At 63.8% G+C, this 24,525-nt stretch carries 1 protein-coding gene (running past one end of the window); it reads right to left on the reverse strand.

Features of this window, described 5'->3' with window-relative positions; genetic code table 11:
• A protein-coding gene (locus ACWNZ1_RS09945) for a non-ribosomal peptide synthase/polyketide synthase (protein WP_456027613.1) crosses the window boundary here: on the reverse strand, positions 1–24,511 show its 5' portion. 4,586 nt of this gene lie to the left of the window's left edge; only the first 24,511 of its 29,097 coding nucleotides appear in the window; it begins with the start codon at positions 24,509–24,511; its stop codon lies beyond the left edge, outside the window.
• Between the last annotated feature and the right edge of the window lie 14 nt (positions 24,512–24,525).

Here is a 24,525-nt window from a genome sequence, read left to right on the forward strand (position 1 = left end):
CCAATTGCGACGACGTCAGGCCAGGCACTTGCGGGTTGACGGTGGACTGGCTGCGCAACGCCGGGTTATCGAGCTCGATCACCCGTATGGACTCTTCGGCCAGCAGCACATGGGTGGCGGCATGCACCACGATCGCCACGGGGGAACTGTCCTCGAGCATGTAGGCAATGCGTTCGGCCGGATAAGCCGGATCCAGCGGCACATAACCGGCGCCGGACTTCAAGATGCCCAGCAGGCCGACGATCATGTCCAGGCCGCGTTCGACACAGATCGCCACCCGGTCATCCGGGCGAATGCCCAGCGACAGCAGGCGATGGGCGAGCTGGTTGGCCTGGGCGTTGAGCTCGCCGTAGGTCAGCGCCTGATCCTCGAACACCACCGCTACCGCGTCGGGTTGCGTCGCGACCTGGGCCTCGAATTGACGATGGATCATCGCGTCATGGGCATACGCCGCCTCTGGCGCATTCCAGGTTTCCAACAGTTGCTTGCGTTCGGCCGGTGGCAATACCGCGAGGTTGCGCACCGCCGTCTGCGGCGCGTGTTCCAGGGAGTCGACCAGGCTCTGCAGGGTCACCTGCACATAGTCACAGATACGTTGCGCACCGATCCGGGACTCGACCTGCACCGTCAGGCTGAAGCCTTCGCCCAGGTCATCGACGTTCAGCGTCAGCGGATAGTTGGTGCGCTCCTCGCTGGACAACATTTGCATGCCGCTCCAGGCCGACAACCCCTCATCCGTCACCTGCAGCGAACTGTGGCGGAAGTTCAGCAGCGTGCTGAACAGTGGCGCTGGCGAGGCCACGTCACTGCAGCGTTGGGCCAAGGCCAGGGACGCATGCTCATGCCCCAGCAACCCGGTCAGGCGTGCATGGGTGGTCTTCACTGCATCCCGCACGCTCCGCTCATCCACGGGCACGCAGATCGGCAAGGTGTTGATGAACATGCCCAGGGCCCGGTCAGCCCCGTCGCCGCCTTGCAACCGTCCCAGCAGGACCGTGCCGAAGACCACGTTCTCCTGGCCCGAGGCCACGGCCAGGACCCGGGCCCAGGCCAGATGGACCAGGCTGGCGGCACTGACACCAAGCTGGCGGGCTTGAGTCCGCAGGCGCAGGCTCAAGGCGTCATCGACAAACACTTTCACTTCCTCGATGCCATGCCCGTCGCCCTGGACCTGGGCCAGGCCGAATGGCAGCGTCGGCTCGTCGATATCACCGAGCATCTCGCGGAAGAATTTTTCGTGTTCCTCTTCGCTCGTCCCCAGACGGGCCTGGGCCACGTAGTTGCGATAAGGCACCGATGCGCTCAGGTGTTCATCCTGACCCAACAGGTACATTTGCATCTCGTGCTGCATCACATCCAGGGCCGTGTGGTCCAGGGCCATGTGATGGAACAGCAGGATGGCGACCCAGCGATCCAGGGCCTCGTCCCGGGCGTAAGCCAGGTGCAACAGCGGGGCCCGGCCCAAATCCAGGCGGCTGTGCCGCGCATCGAATCGACTGGCCAGTTGCGTGGCGATGTCGCCGGCCGAGGCATCGAGAACAATGCACTGCGGCGCCAGCACCACCTGGCGCCAGACCACTTGCACCGGCTCATCCAACCCTTCCCAGACCACACTGGTGCGCAAGATATCGTGGCGATCGATCACCACTTGCAACGCCCCGATGAAGGCGTCGAGGCGTTCACGGTTGTCGAAGGCGAACTGGGTCTGCAACACATAGGGGTCGCCTTGCTCGGCGGCCAAGTGGTGATAGAGGATGCCTTCCTGCAACGGTGCCAGCGGGTAGATGTCCTGTACGTTACGAACGCCACCCGGCACGCTGGCGACGAGTCGGTCGACGGCGTCCTGGCTCAGGTTGACCAGCGGCAACAAGTCCGGGGTGATGCGTTCGCAATCCAAAGCAATCAGGTTCGCCGGAACACTCACCTCCCTGCCGCTGCCAATCGCCGCGGCCAGTGCGGCCAGGGTCGGTTGGCTGAACAGCACGCGCACATCGGCGCTCAAGCCGGCCTGGCGCATGCGTTCGATCAACGTCACCGCCAGCAACGAGTGGCCACCCAGCTCGAAGAAATTGTCGTGGCGACCGATCCGTTCCACCTTCAACAACTCGGCCCACATGCCGGCCAAGGCCTGTTCGACCTCACCCTGCGGCGCCTCGTAGGCCTGGCTGGCGTAAGCCTCGGCATGCGGTGCCGGCAAGGCCTTGCGGTCCACCTTGCCGTTGAGGGTCAATGGGAACGCCGGCAGCATCACGAACGCCGCGGGCACCATGTAGTCAGACAGGACCGTGGACAATTGCTCGCGCAACGCGGCAACGCTCAGCGTGACCTGCGGCTGTGCAATGACATAGGCCACCAGGCGCTTCTCACCCGACTCGTCGGCCCGCACCATGACCACTGCGTCCTTCACGCCATCGCAGGCGACGAGTTTGGCTTCGATCTCGCCCAGCTCGATGCGGAAACCGCGGATTTTCACCTGATCGTCGTTACGTCCCAGGCATTCCAGGTTACCCTCCGGCAACCAGCGCCCGAGGTCGCCGGTGCGGTACAGCAACGCGTCCGGTTCATGGCTGAACGGATCGGCGATGAATTTTTCCGCGGTCAGGTCAGGTCGATTCAGATACCCCTTGGCCACGCCCTTGCCGCCGATATACATCTCGCCGACGACACCCAATGGCGCCAGTTGCTGGCGCGCATCGAGCACATAGACCTGGGTATTGCCAATTGGGCCGCCGATGGGCACGCATTCGGCGTCCGCCGCCACGGCCTTCACCTCCAGGGTGGTGGCGTAGGTGGTGGTTTCGGTCGGGCCATAGCAATGCACCAGGCGCAAACTGGGCGCCAGGTCCAGCAAGCGCCGGAACGACGCTACGTCAGCCCGTTCGCCGCCGCACAACAGGATGCGCAAGCCGCCAATGGCCTCCGGGATCAGTTGCACGTACTGATTGAAAATCGCCGTGGTCACGAACAGCACCGTGACGCCCGCGTCCTCCAGCACTTGGGCGAACTGCGCAGGCTCCAACAAGGTTTCGTGGTCGATCACCACCACCTGGCCGCCATTGAGCAAGGCGCCCCAGACGTCCATGGTGCTGGCGTCGAACGCCGGGTTGGAAGCAAAGGCGATCCGGTCGCGCTCATTGAAATCGGCGTAACCGTTGTTGATCACCAGGCGGTTGATGGCCCGGTGCGGCACCAGCACGCCTTTCGGGGTGCCGGTGGAGCCCGAGGTGTACATGATGTAGGCAATCGATTCACTGGACTGCGCCAGCGCCGGGTTATGCCGCAGCCCCTGGTCGTCCAGCGTGTCCAGGTCGATGCGCGAGGCGCCCTCAGGCACAGTCTCGGTACTGAACGTCAGCAGGCACCGGGCCTGGCAATCCTCGAGCATGAAGCCCTGGCGTTCCAGGGAGGCATTGCGGTCCAGCGGCACATAGGCCGCCGCACACTTGAGGATCGCCAACTGACTGGCCAGCAGCTCGATGGAGCGTGGCAGCAGGATCGCCACGCAGTCGTCCGGCTGCACGCCAAGACCGATCAAGTGATGGGCCAGGCGATTGGCCCGCTCGTTCAGCTCTGCGTAAGTCACTTGGCGCTGCCCGTGCACCACTGCAATTGCATGTGGCAGGTGCGCCGCCTGGGCCTCGAACAGGGCCAGCACGGTCTGGTCCTGCGGATAGGCACGCTTGGTGGCGTTGAAATCCACCAGCAGCTGGTTGCGCTCGCTTTCCGGCAGGATCTCCAGGCGGTTGAGTGGCGTCTGGGGCGCGTGTTCGAGGGCCTGTACCAGGCTTTCCAGGGCGGTGTGCATGTAGGCGCAGATGCGCGCCGCACCAATCCCCTGCAATACCAGGGCACTCAACAGGAAGCCATCGCCCAGGTCATCCACCGACAGGGTCAGTGGGTAGTTGGTCCGTTCTTCGTTGCCCAGGAACTCAATACCCTCCCACGCGGCCAGGGTTTCATTCAAGACCTCGGTCGCTGCGCCGGCGCTGTGTCGATAATTGAGCAGCGCGCTGAACAGCGGCAACGGTGCAACCACGCCGCTGCAACGCTGGGCCAAGGCCAGCGAGGCGTGTTCATGTCCCAACAACCCGGTCAGCCGTGCGTGGGTGGTTTTCACCCCCTCGCGCACGCCTTGGCTGCTCACTTCAACCCGCAACGGCAAGGTATTGATGAACATCCCCAGCGCCCGGTCGGCGCCATCGCCGCCCTGCATCCGGCCCAGCAGGACCGTACCGAACACCACATCGTCCTTGCCTGACACACGCCCCAGTACCTGCGCCCAGGCCAGGTGGACCAGGCTGGCGGCACTCACGCCCAACTGCCGGGCTTGAGCCCGCAGCCGCAGGCTCAACGTCGCCTCGACAACTTGCCGGGCGTGCTCGATGTCCTGCCCGTCGCCGCTCACGTCCTGCAAGCCGAACGGCAAGGTCGGCTCGTTGACATCGCCGAGCATCTCGCGGAAAAACCCTTCGTGTTCTTGTTGACTCACACCCAGGCGTGCTTGCGCCACATAGTTGCGATACGGCATCGCCACAGGCAGTTGGTCGGCCTGGCCGAGCAGGTGCGCCTGCATCTCTTGCTGCACGACTTCCAGCGCCGTGTGGTCGAGGGCCATATGGTGGAACAACAACACCGCCACCCAGCGCTGGTTGACCGCGTCTTCGGCAAAGACCAGACGCATCAGCGGCGCCTGGGTGATGTCCAGCCGGTAGTGTTGCGGGTCGAAACGCTCCTGCAACTGCGCCGCGATCTCGCCCTCGGCAATGTCCAGGGCAATCTCTTCCAGATGCAATTTGGCTTCGCGCCATACCACTTGGATCGGTGCGTCGAAGCCTTGCCACACCACACTGGTGCGCAGGATGTCGTGCCGATCGATGACGTGTTGCAACGCGTCCACAAACGCCGCCAACCGGTCGCGACTTTGCAGTTCGAACACGGTTTTCAGCACATAGGGGTCGCCCTGCTCGGCGGCCAGGTGATGGTAGAGAATACCGTCCTGCAGCGGCGCCAGTGGGTAGATGTCCTGCACGTTCGGCGCCCCTCCTGGCACCGTCGCCACGACCCGGTCAATGGCCGCCTGATCAAGCTGTATCAGCGTGAGCATGTCCGGGGTGATCCGTTCACAGGCCGGGACAATCCGGTTCACCGGAACAGCCACCTCGCGGCCACTGCCGATGGCCGCACCCAGTGCGGCCAGGGTCGGCTGGCTGAACAACACCCGCACATCGGCGCTCAAGCCGGCCTGGCGCATGCGTTCGATCAGCGTGACCGCCAACAGCGAATGGCCGCCCAGTTCGAAGAAATTGTCGTGACGCCCCACTTGGTCAACCCGGAGCAGCTCGGCCCAGAGTTGTGCCAATAGCTGCTCGATCTCGCCTTGCGGGGCTTCATATTCGCGGCTGACGTAGGCGTCGCTGTCCGGCGCCGGCAGTGCACGGCGGTCGAGCTTGCCGTTGGCGGTCAACGGCAGTGCGTCGAGGCGAACATAGGCCACCGGAATCATGTAGTCCGGCAATTGCCCTTGCAGGTGAGTACGCAGGGTTTCGATGTGCGGCGCAACGTCCAGTGCCTGCGGCGTGAAATACGCCACCAGGCGTTTCTCGCCCGGGGCGTCTTCACGCACCAGCACTACCGCTTCCTTGACCTCGTCATGCAGGTTCAACCGCGCTTCGATCTCGCCCAATTCGATACGGAAACCACGGATTTTCACCTGGTCGTCGTTACGCCCCAGGTAATCCACCGTGCCGTTCGCCCGCCAGCGCGCCAGGTCGCCGGTGCGGTAGAGCAAGGCACCGGGATCGGCATTGAACGGATCGGCGACGAACTTCTCGGCGGTCAGTTCAGGGCGATTCAGATACCCTTTCGCCACGCCGTCGCCACCGATGTACAACTCGCCGGCCACGCCGATGGGCACGGGTTGCCGGTTGGCATCCAGCACATAGACCCGGCTGTTGCCAATCGGTCGGCCAATCGGGACTCCACCCTCGCCCACGGTTTTGATCTCGTGGGTGGTGGTGAACGTGGTGGCTTCGGTCGGGCCGTAGCCGTTGAGCAGATGAGCCGGTGCGCCTTCCTTCAGGACGCGGCCGATCACCGCCGGGTCGAGCACATCGCCGCCGACGATCAGGTAGCGCAACTGGGCGAACACTGACATCAGTCCGGCGGCGTACTGGTGGAACAGGCCGGCGGTCATCCACAGCACGCTGACCGATTGCTCTTGCAGCAGTGCCGCAAAACGTTCCTGTGTCAGCAACACGTCCTGGTCGACCACCACCACGCAACCGCCGTTGAGCAACGGCGCCCAGACGTCGAGGGTACTGGCGTCGAATGCCGGGTTGGAGGCAAAGGCGACGCGGTCCTTGGTGTTGAAGTCGGCGTAACCGTTATTGATTACCAACCGGCTGATCGCCCGGTGCGGCACCAGCACACCTTTGGGGGTGCCGGTGGAACCGGAGGTGTACATGATGTAGGCCACCGATTCGGTGCTTTGCGTCAGGTCGAGGTTATCGGCGACTTCATTGACGACCAGCGTATCCAGGTCCACCCGTTGCGAGGCTTCAGGCGCTAGCGCCGTGCTCAACGTCAGCACGATCTGGGCGCCGCTGTCCTGGACCATGAACTGCTGACGCTCCAGCGGTGCGCTGATGTCCAGCGGCACGTAGGCGGCGGCGCACTTGAGAATCGCCAGTTGGCTGACCAGCAGCTCAATCGAACGCTCCAGCGCAATCGCCACTCGATCGCCCGGTTGCACACCGAGGCCGACCAAATGGCGCGCCAGGCGATTGGCCCTGCGGTTCAACTCGACGTAGCTCAGGCTGTACCCGTCGTGCACAGCTGCAATAGCCTGCGGACGCTCCTTGGCCTGGGCTTCGAACAGGCCATGAACGGTCCTGTCCTGGGGATAGCGACGGGTCGTGGCGTTGAAGTCGATCAGTATCTGTTGACGCTCGGCTTGCGGCAGTACCGTCAGGGTCTGCAAGCGCGATGCCGGGTTGGATTCCAATGCGGTGGCCAGGCTGTGCAACGCGGTCGCCATGTAGGCACAGACCCGCTGCGCACCGACGCCACTCGTGGCCAGGACGGTCAGGGCGAAGTCTTCGCCCAAGTCGTCGACACACAGCGTCAAGGGATAGTTGGTACGCGCTTCGCCACTCAGCGTCTCGATGCCGTGCCAGGCCGACAGCGCCGCCTCGGTATCGGCCTGCTCGCTGGAGTTGCGGTAGTTCAACAAGGCGCTGAACAGCGGCAGCGGCGCGGCCACGCCGCTGCAACGCTGGGCCAGTGCCAGCGAGGCGTGCTCATGGCCCAACAGGGCGGTCAATTGCCCGTGGACCGCCTTGACACCGGCCTTGACGGCCTGGTCGCCAACGCTCACGCGCAGCGGCAAGGTATTGATGAACATCCCCAACGCACGGTCAGCGCCCTGGCCGCCCTGCATCCGGCCCATCAGCACGGTACCGAACACCACGTCCTGCTTGCCGGACGCCTGCGCCAATACTTGCGCCCAGGCCAAGTGATGCAAGCTCGCGACGCCCACGCCCGCTTGGCGTGCCAGGCGCCGCAGCCGGCGACTCAAGTCGCTGTCGAGCAGCAGGCTCGCATCCTCGATGTCATCCTGCACCTGCTGCAAACCGAATGGCAGCGTGGGCTCGTCGACATCGCCAAGCATGTCGCGGAAGAACGCTTCCTGCGCTTCATGATCCCCACCCAAGCGAGCCTGGGCCACGTAGTTACGATACGGTACCGGGACGTCCAATTGATCGGTCTGCCCCAGCAGGTACGCCTGCATCTCGGCCTGTACGACTTTCAGCGCCGCATGATCGAGGGCGATGTGATGGAACAACAGCATCGCCACCCAGCGCTGGTTGGGCTTGTCCTGGGCAAAGGCCAGGCGCATCAGCGGTGCCTGGGACATGTCCAGGGCATAGTGCCGGGTGTCGAAACGGTCCTGTAGCTGTTGGGTGATCGCTCCGGCTTGCGGGTCCAGCAGCAGTTCTTCAAGGCCCAGCCGCGCTTCACGCCAGACCACTTGTCGAGGCGCGTCGAGACCTTCCCAGAGAATGGCGGTGCGCAAGATGTCGTGACGGTCGATGACACTTTGCAGGGCCTGGGTGAAAGCGTCGAGGCGTTCGCGGCTGTCAAAGGCAAACTGCGCGTGCAAGACATAGGGATCGCCCTGCTCGGCCGACAGGTGATGGTAAAGAATGCCCTCCTGCAACGGTGCCACCGGGTAAATCTCTTGCACGTTGCGGGCACCACCCGGCACCGTCGCCACGATGCGGTCGATGGCGTCCTGGTCGAGGTTTGTCAGCGTCAGCATGTCAGGCGTGATGCACTCGCAACCGGACGGGATGCCGTTGACCGGCACGTCGATTTCAGTGCCGCCCCCCACTGCCGCCGCCAGCGCGACCAGGGTCGGTTGGCTGAACAGTACACGTACATCGGCGCTCAAGCCGGCCTGACGCATGCGTTCGATCAGGCTGACCGCCAGCAGCGAATGCCCGCCCAGTTCGAAGAAATGATCATGACGGCCCACGCGCTCGACCTTGAGCAAGTCCCGCCAGATCTGCGCCAGGACGGTTTCGACTTCGCCTTGTGGGGCTTCGTAGCCACGGGTGATGACGGCATCGAGGTCCGGCGCCGGCAAGGCCTTGCGGTCGAGCTTGCCGTTGGGGGTCAGCGGTAAGGCATCCAGGCGCACGTAGGCGGCGGGCACCATGTAAGCCGGCAGTTGCGCTTGCAAGTGCGTGCGCAGGCCTTCGATGTCCAGCACTTCGTCTGGTGAATGCTGGGTGAAATAGGCCACCAGGCGCTTGTCACCCGGCACGTCTTCACGGGCCAGGACCACGGTTTCCTTGATGGCAGTAGCCTGGGCGAGCTTGGCTTCGATCTCCCCCAGTTCGATGCGGAAACCGCGAATCTTGACCTGATCGTCGTTGCGACCCAGGTATTCGATGTTGCCGTCCGCCAGGTAACGGCCCAGGTCGCCGGTTTTGTACATGCGCGCGTTCGGGGCCGTGCTGAACGGATCCTTGAGGAAACGCTCGGCGGTCAGGTCATCGCGATTCAGGTAACCCCGCGCCACCCCGGCACCACCGATGTAGATTTCACCCGGCACGCCCAACGGCACCAGTTGTTGGTGCTCATCCAGCAGGTAGAACTGGGTGTTCGCCACCGGTTTGCCGATGTGTGCAGCGAAACCGTCCTCACGGGCCATCGACACCCAACTGGAGTAAGTCGTGGTTTCCGAAGGGCCATAGAGGTTGCACAGGCGCTTGACCTGGGTCTGTTCGAACAGCGCTTCCACCAGGCTGCGCTTGAGCGCTTCACCGGCGACGTTGACCGTGTCGACGCCCTCGCCTACACCGCCCGACTCCAACAAGGCCTTGAGCGCCGACGGCACCGTGTTGATCAAGGTGATGTCGTGCTCGCCCTGTTGCAGTTCCAGCACATTAGTGACCACGTCGATGCTGCCGCCCGACGTCAACGGCGCGAAGCATTCGTAGACCGCCAGGTCGAAGTTCAGCGAGGTCGAGAACAGGGTTTTCGACAGGGTTTGAGCATCAAACGAACGATGGGCCCAAGTCAGGAAGTTCACCGTGTTGCGGTGTTCGATCATCACACCCTTGGGCAGACCAGTGGAACCGGAGGTGTAGATCACGTAGGCCAGATGTGCGGACGTCAGCTCGGCAACCTGCGGATTCTGGACGGACTCGTCCTGCCACAGCCCGCTGTCGAGATTGATCACTGGCATCGAGGCGCCGGCCAACAGTTCAACAGTCGCGGTCTGGGCCAACACCGCTGCTGGGGCACTGTCTTCCAGCATGTAGGCAATCCGGTCCAGCGGATAGGCCGGATCCAGCGGCACGTAACCGCCGCCGGCCTTCAGAATCGCCAGCAAGCCTACAACCATGTCCACGCTGCGCTCGACACAAATCGCCACTCGAGAATCGGGTTTCACCCCTTGCGTGCGCAGGTAATGCGCCAAGCGGTTAGCCCGCTCGTTCAGTTCCCCATAGCTCAGGCGTTGCTCGCCGCGAATCACCGCAACGGCATCCGGCGTACGCTGCACCTGCTCTTCGAACAACCCATGAATGGTCTGCTGCTGTGGGTAATCGGCTTCGGTGGCGTTGAACGTTACCAACAGTTGCTCACGTTCCGAGGCTGGCAGGATCGACACGCGCTGCAAGGACAAGTCCGGCTGCTGCTCAAGCATATCGACCAGGTTTTCCAGGGTGTGCTGCACATAACCACAGAGTCGCTGCGCACCAATGCGTGCCGGGGTCATGACGGTAAAGCTGAACGCCTCGCCCTGGTCATCCACCGACAACATCAGTGGGTAGTTGGTCCGCTCTTCGCCGCCCAACACCTGAATGCCGTTCCAGGCCGACAGCGCCTCGGCCGAGGTCGACACAGCGGTGTGGCGGTAGTTGAGCAAGGCACTGAACAACGGAGTCGGCGCCTCTACGCCGCTGCAGCGTTGCGCCAGCGCCAAGGCGGCGTGTTCATGACCGAGCAATGCGGTCAGGCGAGCGTGAGTCGCTTTCACACCCGCACGAACGCCGCTTTGCCCGACACCCACTCGCAACGGCAGGGTATTGATGAACATCCCCAGCGCCCGGTCGGCGCCCTCGCCGCCCTGCATCCGGCCCAGCAGGACCGTACCGAACACGACATCATCCTTGCCCGATACCTTACCCAGGACCTGCGCCCAAACCAGGTGATACAAGCTCGCCGCGCTCACCCCGAGCTGACGTGCCTGGGCCCGCAACCGACGACCGAGGTCGGCTTCCACCTCATGGCGGGCTTCCTCGATGTCGCTGCCATCGCCTTGCACATCCTGCAAGCCGAACGGCAACGTTGGCTCATCGACGTCACCGAGCATGTCGCGGAAAAACCGTTCATGGGCCTCAGCGCTCACACCCAAGCGGGCCTGGGCCACATAATTGCGATACGGCATCGCGGCGCCCAACTGATCAGCCTGCCCCAGCAGATGCGCCTGCATTTCCTGTTGCACCACCTCCAGCGCGGTGTGGTCCAGGGCCATGTGGTGGAACAGCAGCATCGCCAGCCAACGATCGTTACTGGCATCGTGGGCATAAACCAGGCGCAGCATCGGTGCCCGGGTAATCTCCAGGCGGTTCTGCCGCGAATCGAAGCGCTTATGCAACTGCACGGCGACGTCTCCGTCGGCCGGGTCCAGGATCGCCTCTTGCTGAATCAGCAGCGCCTTGCGCCAGACCACTTGCACCGGTTGTTCGAACCCTTCCCACAGCACCGACGTGCGCAGAATGTCGTGACGGTCGATGACCTTTTGCAAGGCTTGGGAAAAGTCTTCCAGGCGCCCACGGTTGTCGAAGGCGAACTGCGTCTGGAGCACATAGGGATCGCCGCGTTCGGCGGCCAGGTGATGGTAAAGAATGCCTTCCTGCAGGGGCGCCAGCGGGTAGATATCCTGCACGTTGCCGGCACCGCCCGGTACCGTCGATGCGATCCGGTCGATGGCGTCCTGGTCCAGATCGACCATCGGCAGCATGTCCGCCGTGATGTATTCGCAATTCAACGGAATCAGATTCGCCGGGACACGGACCTCGCGGCCACTGCCGACTGCTGCCGCCAATGCCGCCAGGGTGGACTGGCTGAACAGTACGCCGACGTCGGCACTCAGCCCTGCCTGGCGCATCCGCTCGATCAGGCTGACGGCCAGCAGCGAATGCCCGCCCAGCTCGAAGAAATGGTCGTGTCGGCCGACGCGCTCAACCTTGAGCAGCTCGGACCAGATCCGCGCCAGTGCCGTTTCGACCTCGCCTTGCGGGGCTTCGTAACCGCGGCCCGAATAGGCCTCGCTGTCCGGGACAGGCAGGGCTCGGCGGTCGAGTTTACCGTTCGGGGTCAGGGGCAAGGCGTCCAGGCGCATATAGGCCGCAGGCACCATGTGGCTGGGCAAATGCACTTGCAATTGTTCGCGCAGGCGCTCGGCTGTCAACGCTTGATCCAGACTGCCGTGCGCCGTGTAGTACGCCACCAGGCGCTGGTCATCCGCAGCCTCTCCCACCGCGATGACAACAGCTTCCCGCACACCGGGGCACGCACCAAGCCTGGCCTCGATTTCACCCAGTTCGATACGCAGGCCACGGATCTTCAGTTGGCTGTCGTTGCGCCCCAGGTAGTCGATATTGCCATCCGGCAAGTAGCGCGCCAGGTCACCGGTGCGGTACATCCGCGCGTCCTGGACGGTGCTGAACGGGTCCTTCACAAAGCGCTCGGCGGTCAACTGCGCACGGTTCAAGTAGCCCCGGGCAACGCCAGCGCCACCGATATACAACTCCCCCGCCACGCCGACCGGAACCGGCTGCAGGTGGGCATCGAGCAAGTAGACCTGGGTGTTGGCCACCGGTCTGCCGATATGCAACACCGCCTGCGAGGCATCGATCCGCCCCGAGGTGGCCACCACCGTCGCTTCCGTAGGACCGTAGTTGTTGATCAGTTCAAAAGGCAGATCGGCCGGTAGCTTGCGCAGGCGGTCGCCGCCAATCAGCAAGGTGCGCAGTTGATCGTGCGCCATGTCGCGGCCAAATGCGTATTCGGCAATGGGCGTGGGCAGGAAGCACACGTCCAGCGCCTGGGCCTGCCACCAGTCGAGCAGCGCGCCGACGTCCTCGCTGCCCGCATGGGCCGGCGGCAACAGCAACGTCGCCCCCGCACACAACGAAGGCCAGATCTCCCAGGCCGCCGCATCGAAACCGAAACCGGCGACACTGGACGTGCGGCTGCCGCGCTTCACATCGAAGGCCTGGCAATGCCAGCCCACCAGGTTGCTGAGGTTGCGATGCTCAACCATCACGCCCTTGGGCAGACCGGTCGAACCGGACGTGTAGATCACATACGCCAGATGGCTGGCTTCGAGCCCCGGCACCTCTGGGTTGGAGACGGATTCGTCCTGCCAATCGCCGCTATCGAGATCAATGACCGGCGCCGAGCCGACGGCCAGTAAACCGTGGGTGATGCTCTGCGCCAACACCGCGACCGGTGCACTGTCCTGCAACAGGTAGCCGATACGTTCCGCCGGGTAGGCCGGGTCCACGGGTACATAACCGGCTCCGGCTTTCAGCACGCCCAACAGACCGACGACCATTTCCAGGCTACGCTCGACACAGATCGCCACCCGATCATCGGGGCATACGCCCAGGGCCAGCAGACGGTGCGCGACCTGATTCGCCCGGGCGTTGAGTTCGCAGTAGGTCAGTGTCTGGTCGGCATACACCACCGCCACCGCTTGCGGGTGCGCGGCGGCCTGGGCTTCGAACTGCCGATGGATCAGCGGGTCATGGGTATAGGTCGCCCCCGTCGCATTCCAGGTTTCAAGCAATTGCTTGCGTTCGGCCGGCGGCAAGATCGCCAGGCTGTGCAACGGCGTCTGTGGCGCATGTTCCAGCGCATAGACCAGGTTTTCCAACGCCACTTGCATATAGCCACAGACACGTTGGGCACCGATCCGGGATTCGACCAACGCCGTCAGGCTGAAATCTTCACCCAGGTCATCGACACTCATCGTCAGCGGATAATTGGTGCGCTCTTCGCCTCCCAGTGCCTCGATGCCCTGCCAGGCGGAGGAGGTTTGCAGCGCGATGGGCGCGGCGACCGAATGCCGGTAATTGAGCAACGCGCTGAACAACGGCGTCGGGGCCATGACGCCACTGCAACGCTGGGCCAACGCCAGGGAAGCATGTTCATGGCCCAGCAGGCCGGTCAGCCGTGCGTGGGTCGCCAGTACGCCGTCGCGCACGCTTTGCGCACCGACCTGCACGCCAATCGGCAAGGTGTTGATGAACATCCCCAATGCCCGGTCGGCACCTTCGCCGCCCTGCATCCGCCCCATCAGCACCGTGCCGAACACCACCGCTTCGCGCCCCGACACCCGGCCCAGCACCTGGGCCCAGGCCAGGTGATGCAAGGCGGCCGCGCTCACGCCCAAGCGGCGGGCCTGGGTACGCAGGCGGCGACTCAAATCCGTCGCGAGACCCTGTCGGGCTTCCTCGACAAGGCTGCCATCGCCGCGCACATCCTGCAGGCCGAACGGCAGTGTCGGCTCGTCGATGGTGCCGAGCATTTCACGGAAAAAAGCCTCGTGTGCTTCGCGACTCACACCCAGGCAGGCCTGGGCCACGTAGTTGCGATACGGCACCGCCTCACCCAGTTGGCCGGCCTGGCCCAACAGGTGCGCTTGCATCTCGTGCCGCACCACGTCCAGCGCCGTATGGTCGAGCGCCATGTGATGGAACAGCAGGGTCGCCACCCAACGTTGGTTGAGTACATCCTCGGCAAACCGGATGCACATCAATGGCGCCTGCCGGATGTCCAGGCGATATTGCCCTGCGTCGAAGCGCGCCTTCAGCCGGCTGGCGATGTCGCCGTCCCCAGCGCCGAGGACCACTTGCTCGACACCCAGCGATGCCGTGCGCCAGACCACCTGCAGCGGCTCGTCCAGGCCTTCCCAGGCCATGGCGGTACGCAGAATGTCATGGCGATCGATCACACCCTGCAAGGCCTGAGTGAAAGCGTCGAGACGTTCGCGGTTGTCAAAGGCAAACTGTGCCTGCAAGACATACGGATCGCCCTGCTCGGCGGTCAGGTGATGGTAGAGAATGCCTTCCTGCAACGGCGCCAGCGGGTAGATGTCCTGCACATTGCCCGCGCCGCCCGGCACGGTCGCCACGATGCGGTCGATGGCGTCCTGGCTCAACGCGGCCAGCGGCAGCATTGCCGGGGTGATGTGGGTGCAACCCAGCGGAATCAGGTTGGCCGGAACGGCGATTTCATTGCCATCATGACCAACGGCTGCCGCCAGCGCGGCCAGGGTCGGTTGATTGAACAGCACGCGCACGTCGGTGCTCAAACCGACCTGACGCATCCGCTCGATCAGGCTGACCGCCAACAGCGAGTGCCCGCCCAGCTCGAAGAAGTGGTCGTGTCGACCGACTCGCTCAAGCCCAAGCAGGTCCTGCCAGATTTGCGCCAGGACGGTTTCGGTTTCACCTTGTGGGGCTTCGTAGCCACGGGAGATGACGGCATCCAGATCCGGTGCCGGCAGCGCCTTGCGGTCGAGCTTACCGTTGGGGGTCAGTGGCAGCGCGTCCAGTCGAACGTAGGCCATCGGGACCATGTAATCCGGCAGTTGCGCTTGCAAGTGCCTGCGCAGGGTTTCGATGTCCAGTGCTTGATCTGGCGAGTGCTGGGTGAAACAAGCCACCAGGCGCTTGTCACCCGGCACGTCTTCGCGGGCCAGGACCACGGTTTCCTTGATGTTTGGAGCCTGAGCGAGCTTGGCTTCGATCTCCCCCAGTTCGATGCGGAAACCGCGGATCTTGACCTGATCGTCGTTGCGACCCAGGTATTCAATGTTGCCGTCCGCCAGGTAACGGCCCAGGTCGCCGGTTTTGTACATGCGCGCGTTCGGGGCCGTGCTGAACAGATCCTTGAGGAAACGCTCGGCGGTGAGGTCATCGCGATTCAGGTAACCCCGCGCCACCCCGGCACCACCGATGTAGATTTCACCCGGCACGCCCAATGGCACCGGCTGTTGGTGCTCGTCGAGCAGGTAGAACTGGGTGTTCGCCACCGGCTTGCCAATGTGCGCGGCAAACCCGTCTTCGCGAGCCATCGACACCCAACTGGAGTAAGTCGTGGTTTCCGAAGGGCCGTAGAGGTTGCACAGACGCTTGACCTGGGTCTGTTCGAACAGCGTTTCCACCAGGCTGCGCTTGAGCGCTTCACCGGCGACGTTGACCGTGTCGACGCCCTCGCCTACACCGCCCGACTCCAACAAGGCCTTGAGCGCCGACGGCACCGTGTTGATCAGGGTAATGTCGTGCTCACCCTGTTGCAGTTCCAGCACATTAGTGACCACGTCGATGCTGCCGCCCGACGTCAACGGCGCGAAGCATTCGTAGACCGCCAGGTCGAAGTTCAGCGAGGTCGAGAACAGGGTTTTCGACAGGGTTTGAGCATCAAACGAACGATGGGCCCAAGTCAGGAAGTTCACCGTGTTGCGGTGTTCGATCATCACACCCTTGGGCAGACCAGTGGAACCGGAGGTGTAGATCACGTAGGCCAGATGTGCGGACGTCAGCTCGGCAACCTGCGGATTCTGGACGGACTCGTCCTGCCACAGCCCGCTGTCGAGATTGATCACTGGCATCGAGGCACCGGCCAACAGTTCAACAGTCGCGGTCTGGGCCAACACCGCCGCCGGCGCACTGTCTTCCAGCATGTAGGCAATCCGGTCCAGCGGATAGGTCGGGTCCAACGGCACATAACCGCCGCCGGCCTTGAGGATCGCCAGCAGGCCCACAACCATGTCGATACCACGTTCGACACAGATCGCCACCCGCGAATCGGGCTGCACACCCTGTTGGCGCAGGTAATGGGCCAAGCGGTTGGCCCGTTCATTCAACTCGCGATAGTTCAGCCGTTGCTCGCCACGGATCACCGCAACGGCATCCGGCGTACGCTGCACCTGCTCTTCGAACAACCCGTGAATGGTCTGCTGCCGCGGATAGTCCGCCACGGTGGCGTTGAAATCGCGCAACAACTGCCAACGCTCATCTCCAGGCAAGATATCCAGCTCGTTGACCAGCGATCGAGGCGCGAACTCCAGCGCCTCCACCAAGCTCGCCAGAGCTGTCTCCATGTAGGCGCCAACCTGCCGGGCATCGACCGCGCCAGCGGTCTGCACACTCAACAGGAAGCCCTCGCCCTGATCATCGACCGACAACATGCACGGATAATTGGTCCGTTCCATGACCGCCAGCACTTGCGCACCCGCCCAACGCTCGATGCCGTCGTTCTCCTGGAACGGGCTGTGGCGGTAGTTCAGCAAAGCGCTGAACAGCGGCAACGAAGCCGGCACGCCGCTGCAGCGCTGGGCCAGTGCCAGCGAGGCGTGTTCATGACCGAGCAACGCGGTCAGTCGCTCATGGGTCGCCTTGACGCCGGTACGTACATCCTCGGCGCCCACTTGCACTCGCAGCGGCAAGGTATTGATGAACATGCCCAGCGCGCGGTCCGCGCCTTCGCCGCTCTGCATGCGGCCCAACAACACGGTGCCGAAGACCACGTCTTCACGACCGGACAAGCGTCCCAGCACCCTGGCCCACGCCAAGTGATGCAAGGCCGCCGGGCTCACCCCCAACAGGCGCGCCTGTCGCCGCAGGCGCAGGCTCAATGTGGCATCGAGGTTCAACTTGACCTCTTCGATGCCCCGGCCGTCGCCCTGTACTTCACGCAGCCCGAACGGCAGCGTCGGCTCCTCGACATCGCCGAGCATGTCGCGGAAGAAGCCTTCGTGTTGCTCGCGGCTGACGCCCAGCAAGGTCTGCGCCACATAATTGCGGTACGGCATGGCGGCGTCCAGGCGCTCGGCCTCACCGCTGAGGCACGCCAGCATTTCCTCCTGCATCACGTCCAGTGCCGTATGGTCCAGGGCGATGTGGTGGAACAGCAGGATCGCGACCCAGCGCTGCTGGACGCGGTCCCAGGCACACGCCAAACGCATCAGTGGCGCCTGGCCCAGGTCCAGGCGACAGTGCCGAGGGTCGAAAAGCGCTTGTAGTTGCGTGGCGATATCGCCTTGGGCCGAGTCCAACAGCGGTTCTTCGAGTAGCAGTTCGGTACGGCGCAGGACTACTTGCAAGGGCTGGTCGAAGCCTTCCCAAAGCACGGCGGTCCGAAGGATGTCGTGGCGGTCGATGACCGCCTGCAAGGCCTGGACGAACCCATCGAGCTGGGCACGGCTGTCCAAGGCAAACACGGCTTGCAACAGGTACGGGTCGCCCGCTTGCGCGGCAATATGGTGGTAGAGAATCCCCTCTTGCAGCGGAGCCAGCGGGTAGATGTCCTGCACATTATCGACACCGCCGGGCACCGTGGCGACAATCCGGTCGATGGTTGGCTGATCCAGCGACACCAGCGGCAGCATGGCCGGCGTGATCCGCTGGCAACCTGCGGTGATGGCATTGGCCGGCACCACGATGTCAGCGCGACCGCCCACAGCCGCGGCCAGGGCGGCCAGGGTCGGTTGACCGAACAATACACGCACATCGGCGCTCAGACCGGCCTGGCGCATGCGTTCGATCAGTTTCACGGCCAGCAGCGAATGTCCGCCCAACTCGAAGAAATGGTCATGGCGCCCCACCCGCTCCACACCCAGGACCTCGGTCCACAGCCGGGCGAGAACAGTCTCCACCTCGCCCAGCGGTGCTTCATAGGCACGGCTGGCAAAAGCGTCCGCCTCGGGCGCTGGCAGCGCCCGTCGGTCCAGCTTGCCATTGGGTGACAGGGGCAGTTTTTCCAGTCGCACATAGGCCGCCGGGACCATGTAGTCCGGCAAGAGAGCCTGCAGATGGGCGCGCAGCGAATCGGCGTCGGGCCACAGGTCCGCGATCGCAGGCGTGAAGTACGCCACCAGGCGTTTGTCGCCAGGGCTGTCTTCGCGGGCAATGACCGCCGCCTCTTTGATCCCGGCGTGCTGGCAAAGCCTGGCCTCGACTTCCCCCAGCTCGACGCGGAAACCGCGGATCTTGATCTGATCGTCGTTGCGCCCCAGGTATTCAATGCAACCGTCGGGCTGGTAACGCCCCAGGTCACCGGTCTTGTACAGACGCGCCTGGCCATCCACCGCGAAAGGATCGCGGATGAAACGTTCGGCACTGAGGTCGTCGCGGTTCAGGTAGCCACGGGCAACGCACACGCCGCCGATGTGGAGCTCGCCGGCCACGCCGGCTGGAACCGGACGCAGGTGTTCATCCAGCAGATAGATGCGCGTATTGGCCACCGGGTACCCGATGGCCGGTAGCGTTGGCCAGGCGGCGACATCGTCCGGTAAGGTCAGCGCGGTGGCGACGTGGGACTCGGTCGGGCCGTAGTGGTTGTGCAGGCGGCAGGCGTCCAGGCGGGCGAAAAAGCCACGGATCTGTGGCGTGATGCGCAGTTGCTCGCCCGCGGTGATGACGTCGCGCAGCGGGCAGGCCAACGGACCGCTCTGGCCATCGCCCAGCACCGCCTCGGCCAACGCCTGCAGGGCGACACACGGCAGGTAGAGCCGTTCGATGCGCTGCTCGCGGATGTGCTGGAACAGACGATGGAAATTCAACCGGATATCGGCATGGATCAACGACAGTTCGCCACCGGCGCACAGGGTGCTGAAAATCTCCTGGAAGGCAACGTCAAAGCCCAGCGCCGCGAACTGCAAGGTGCGTGCCGCCGCGCGGCCCTGCTGCTGAGCCTGTGCGATTTGCCACTGCATCAGGTTGACCAGGGCCCGGTGCGGCATGGCCACGCCCTTGGGCTGGCCAGTAGAACCGGAGGTATAGATGACATACGCCAGGCTGTCGGGGCTCAGGCCGTTCACGTGCGGAGGGGTTTGCGGCTGGGCGCTGATACCGGCGGCATCGCGTTCCTCGACGTCGAGCAACAACACCGGCATGCTCGGTTGCGGGAAACGCGCCTGCAAATCGCGCTGGGTCAGCAGCACCTTGGGCGCGCTGTCGTCCAGCATGTAGGCCAGGCGTTCGCTCGGATAGGCCGGGTCCAGCGGCACATAACCGGCACCCGCCTTGAGAATCCCCAGCAGCCCCGCGACCATTTCCAGGCTGCGATCCACGCAGATCGCCACGCGATCATCGGCGCCGATCCCCTGCTCGATCAGCCGATGGGCAATCTGGTTCGCCAGCCGATTCAGCTCACCGTAGCTCAGGCGCAAGTCCTGATACGTCAGCGCGACAGCTTCCGGCCGGGCCTGGGCCTGGGCTTCGAACAACTGATGAATCAACACTCCTGCCGGATAGGCCGTATCGAAGGCATTGAAGTCCTCGATCAATTGCCGACGCTCATTGGCGGGGACAATATCCAGGCCATGCAGCGGTGTGTCGACCGCCTGATCGAGCGCATCGGCCAGTGCCTCGAGCACGGTATTCATATAGCCGCAAACGCGCTGAGCACCAATACCGGCCACGGCTTGCACCGTCAGCCCGAACGACTCGCCCAGGTCGTCTATGGACAGCGACAGCGGGTAGTTGGTCCGCTCCTCGCCGCCCAGGATCTCGACACCGGCCCAGGTTCGCGCCAGGCCGGCGTCCTTGGGTGCCTGCGCGGCCACCGCGGTTTGCCGGTAGTTCAGCAATGCGCTGAACAGGGGCGTCGGTGCGGCGACCCCGCTGCAGCGCTGCGCCAGGGATAACGGCGCGTGTTCGTGACCAAGCAGTGCCGCCAGGCGCTCGTGGGTAGTCTTGAGAGCCGCCAGCACGCCCTGGCCCCCTGCCTCGACGCGCAGCGGCAGCGTGTTCACGAACATGCCCAGGGCGTGTCCATCGTCCTGGCCGCTGTGCAAGCGGCCCATCAACACCGTACCGAACACCACATCCTGACGACCGGACAAACGCCCCACCACTTGAGCCCAAGCCAAATGGTGCAGGCTCGCCGTGCTGACCCCAAGGCGCCGTGCCTGAGCGCGCAGGCGCTGGGTCAAGTCGGCAGCCAGCGCCAGCGAAGACTCTTCGATACCGGTGCCGTCGCCCTGCACATCCTGCAAGCCGAACGGCAGGGTCGGCTCGTCCACGTCCCCGAGCATTTCACTGAAGAACGCTTCATGTTGGCCAGGATCGCTGCCCAAGCGGACCTGCGCCACATAGTTACGATAAGGCACGGATTTGGGCAGTTCACCCGAACGGTTTTCCAGGTGTGCCTCGATTTCCTTGCCCAGCATGCCCAGGGAAGTGGCGTCATCGATCAAGTGATGGAACAGCAATACCGCGACCCAACTGCCGTTGGCGAGGTCTTCGGCCACGTGGATGCGCATCATCGGTGCCTGACGCAGGTCGAAGCGGGTATGGCGAGGATCGAAGCGGGCCTGCAATTGCTCGGCGATGTCGCCTTCGGCCGCCTCCAGGACGAGTTCTTCTACAATCAGCCGGGCCTGGCGCCAGACCACCTGGACCGGCTCGCCCAGGTCTTCCCACATCACCGACGTGCGCAGGATGTCGTGCCGCTCGATCACCGCCTGCAAGGCTTGCACGAACGCATCCAACTGTTCGCGACTGCCCACGCGCAACAGTGCTTGCAGCAGATAGGGATCGCCCTGGGTCGTCGCCAGGTGGTGATACAGGATGCCTTCCTGCAACGGCACCAGCGCGTAGATGTCCTGGACGTTGCTCACCCCACCCGGTACCGCCGCGACAATACGGTCGATCTCGTCCTGGGTCAGCGTGGCCAGTGGCAGCATGTCCGGCGTGATGCGCTCGGCATCGTGGGCAATGGCGTTGTCCGGTACGACGATGCCGCCGCTGGTCCCCGTGACGGCCGCCAGTGTCGCCAGGGTTGGCTGGCCGAACAGCACCCGCACGTCGGTGTCCAGATTGACCTGGCGCATGCGCTCGATCAGCTTGACCGCCAGCAGCGAGTGACCGCCCAGTTCGAAGAACCGGTCATGGCGCCCCACCCGCTCGACGCCGAGCAGTTCAGTCCAGAGCCCGGCCAAGGTTATTTCCACGTCGCCTACCGGCGCTTCGAACACGCGATGGGCATAAGCCTCTGCATCGGGCGCCGGCAGCGCCTTGCGATCGAGCTTGCCATTGGTGGTCAGCGGGAATCGTTCAAGGACCACGAAGGCACTGGGCACCATGTAGTCCGTCAACGAACCCAGCAGGGTTGAACGCAGTTCGACCACCGACAGCCGTACGCCTTCATTGGCGATCAGATAGGCCACCAGACGTTGATCGCCCGACGCGTCTTCACGGGCGACCACCACCACTTCACGTACACCTTCGCACGCCGCCAGCTTCGCCTCGATCTCGCCAAGCTCGATACGGAAGCCGCGAATTTTCACCTGCTCGTCGTTACGCCCCAGGTATTGCAGCTCACCGTTCTCCAACCAGCGGCCCAGATCACCGGTGCGATACATCCGCGCCCCGGCGGCGCTGTCGAACGGATCGGCGAGGAAGCGGGTGTCATTGAGTTCGGGCCTGTTCAGGTAGCCTCGCGCCACCCCCGCGCCAGCGACATACAGCTCACCTTCCACGCCCACCGGCACCGGTTGGCCATACGGGTCGAGCAGGTACAGGCGCAAATCCGGAATTCGCTTACCGATCGGACTGACCCCGATCAACTGCGCGTCGGCCGGTTCAAGCGGACGATACGTCACGTGCACCGTCGTCTCGGTGATGCCGTACATGTTGACCAGCCGTGTCCCGATGTTGGCTACACGGGCATACCAGGGCTTGAGAATGCCGGTTTCCAGCGCTTCGCCACCAAAGATCACCTGGCGCAGGCTGTGACGCAGATCGCTTTCGCCCTGGGCCGCGATCAACTGCCGGAAGGCGCTCGGCGTCTGGTTCAACACCGTGACGCCGGCCTCGCACAGCAGCGCGTAGCAGTCTTGCGGGGAACGGCTGACCAACTGCGGTACCACCAACAGGCGGCCACCATGGCTCAGCGCCCCCCAAATCTCCCAGACCGAGAAGTCGAAAGCGAAGGAATGGAACAGCGCCCATACATCTTGCTGACCGAACTCGAACCAGGGCTGGGTCGCCGAGAACAGCCGGGCGACGTTGCGGTGTTCGACCATCACCCCTTTGGGCAACCCGGTGGAACCGGAGGTGTAGATCACATAAGCCAAGTGATGCGACGCCAGCGTCGCGACGTCAGGGTTGTGCGCCGGCTGCGGGGCGATCCCCGCGCTGGCGGGCTGATCGAGCCATAACACCGGGGCAGACAGCGCCGGCAGTTGCACCTCCAGCGCCGACTGAGTGAGCAACGCCACCGGGGAGCTGTCCTCAAGCATGAAGGCCAGGCGTTCCGGGGGATAGGCCGGGTCCAGCGGCACGTAACCGGCGCCGGACTTGAGGATACCCAGCAGGCCGACGATCATGTCCAGGCCACGCTCGACACAGATAGCCACCCGGTCATCCGGGCGAACCCCCAACGCCAGCAGGCGATGGGCAACCTGGTTGGCCCGGGCATTGAGCTCACCGTAGGTCAATGCCTGCTCTTCGTATACCACCGCCAGCGCATCGGGTTGCGCGGCCGCTTGCACTTCGAACAGGCCATGGATCGTGCGGTCATGCTCATAGTGCTGCCCATCGTTGGCGTTCCAGGCCTGAAGCTGACGGGCTTCGGCCGGCGTCGGCAGCACAAACTCGCGGATCGGCAATGCGTCATTGCTCAAGCCTTGCTCCAGCACCTGCATGAAGCGCTCGGCCATCGCCTCGATTTCACCCTCCTGGAAAAATGCTGCGTTGTAGATCCAGTGCAACCAGGCGTTATCGTCGTGCGGGTTGCTCCGGACGTGGATGGCCAACGGCATCTGTTCATGGCCGTTCGAGCATTTCACCGAACGGGCCGGGGCTTGCCCGAACATGAACTGATGATCGTCCAACTCATAGGAGAACGATATGTCGAACAATTGCGCGCGATTGCCCTGCAGCAGCTCCAGCGAACGGTTCATATCGCTCAGGGGGAAGCGCTGGTGGCGATAGTCCTGTTTGAGAGTGCGCGCCACTTCGTGGACCAGCTCACCGAATGACAGGTCGGCGCTGAAGCGCAGGCGCACGGCGCTCACCTGGGTGAACATGCCCATGGTTTTCTTGAACGTCGCGTTGGAGCGGTTCAAGACTGGCAAGCCGATCACCAGCTCTTCGCGCTGGGTGGTGCGAACAAAATAAACGTGCAGCGCGGCCAGCAGCACCGCCGAGCGTGACGACTGATGCAGTTGCGCCAAGGCGTCGATCCGCTCGTTCAGTGCCTGGGCATAGGGCCATACGACATGGCCACTGGGGGCCACGCCGCCAGGGTAGCGATCACGGTTGCGGGCAACGAACAAGGGCGGTGGCACTTCCTGGTATTTTTCCAGCCAGTACTGCCGTTCACGGGCAAACCGCGGGGAATCGCGATAGCGGGCATCGTCTTCGATGAATGCCACGTAGGACGGTGCTGTCACGTCCGGTGCCTGGTTGCTTTCCAGCGCGCTGTAAAGCTCGCCGAGCTCCTTGAACATCAAGCCGATGCTCCAACCATCCAGGACGATGTGATGAACCTGGATAACGAAATAGAACGATGCGTCATTGAGCTTGAGCAGCGCCAGGCGGAACAGCGGCCCCCCATCCAGTGGAAACGCCATCGCCATCCGCTGCTCGACCCAGGCCTGCGCCGATGCTTGCGGGTCGCGCTGATCAGACAAATCATGCACAGGCACCTGCACCACCAGCGTATCGGCCAGCGTCTGCATCGGCACGCCGCCTGCGTCGGCTTCGCAGAGCAATACCGTGCGCAGGGCATCATGCTTTTGCACCAACAGGTCGACCGCCTGCTGGAACCGCTCGGGGTCAACCACACCATCGATGTGCAGGTATCCGCCGATGTTGTACAACGGGGAGTCGCCCTGGACCATTTGCTCCAGCCAGATGTCTCGCTGGGCGGCGGTCAACGGGTAGGTTTGCGAGAACTGCAGGGACTGGTTCATACCCGCCCCTCCGA

This window comes from Pseudomonas sp. CFBP 5748, from assembly GCF_053850495.1.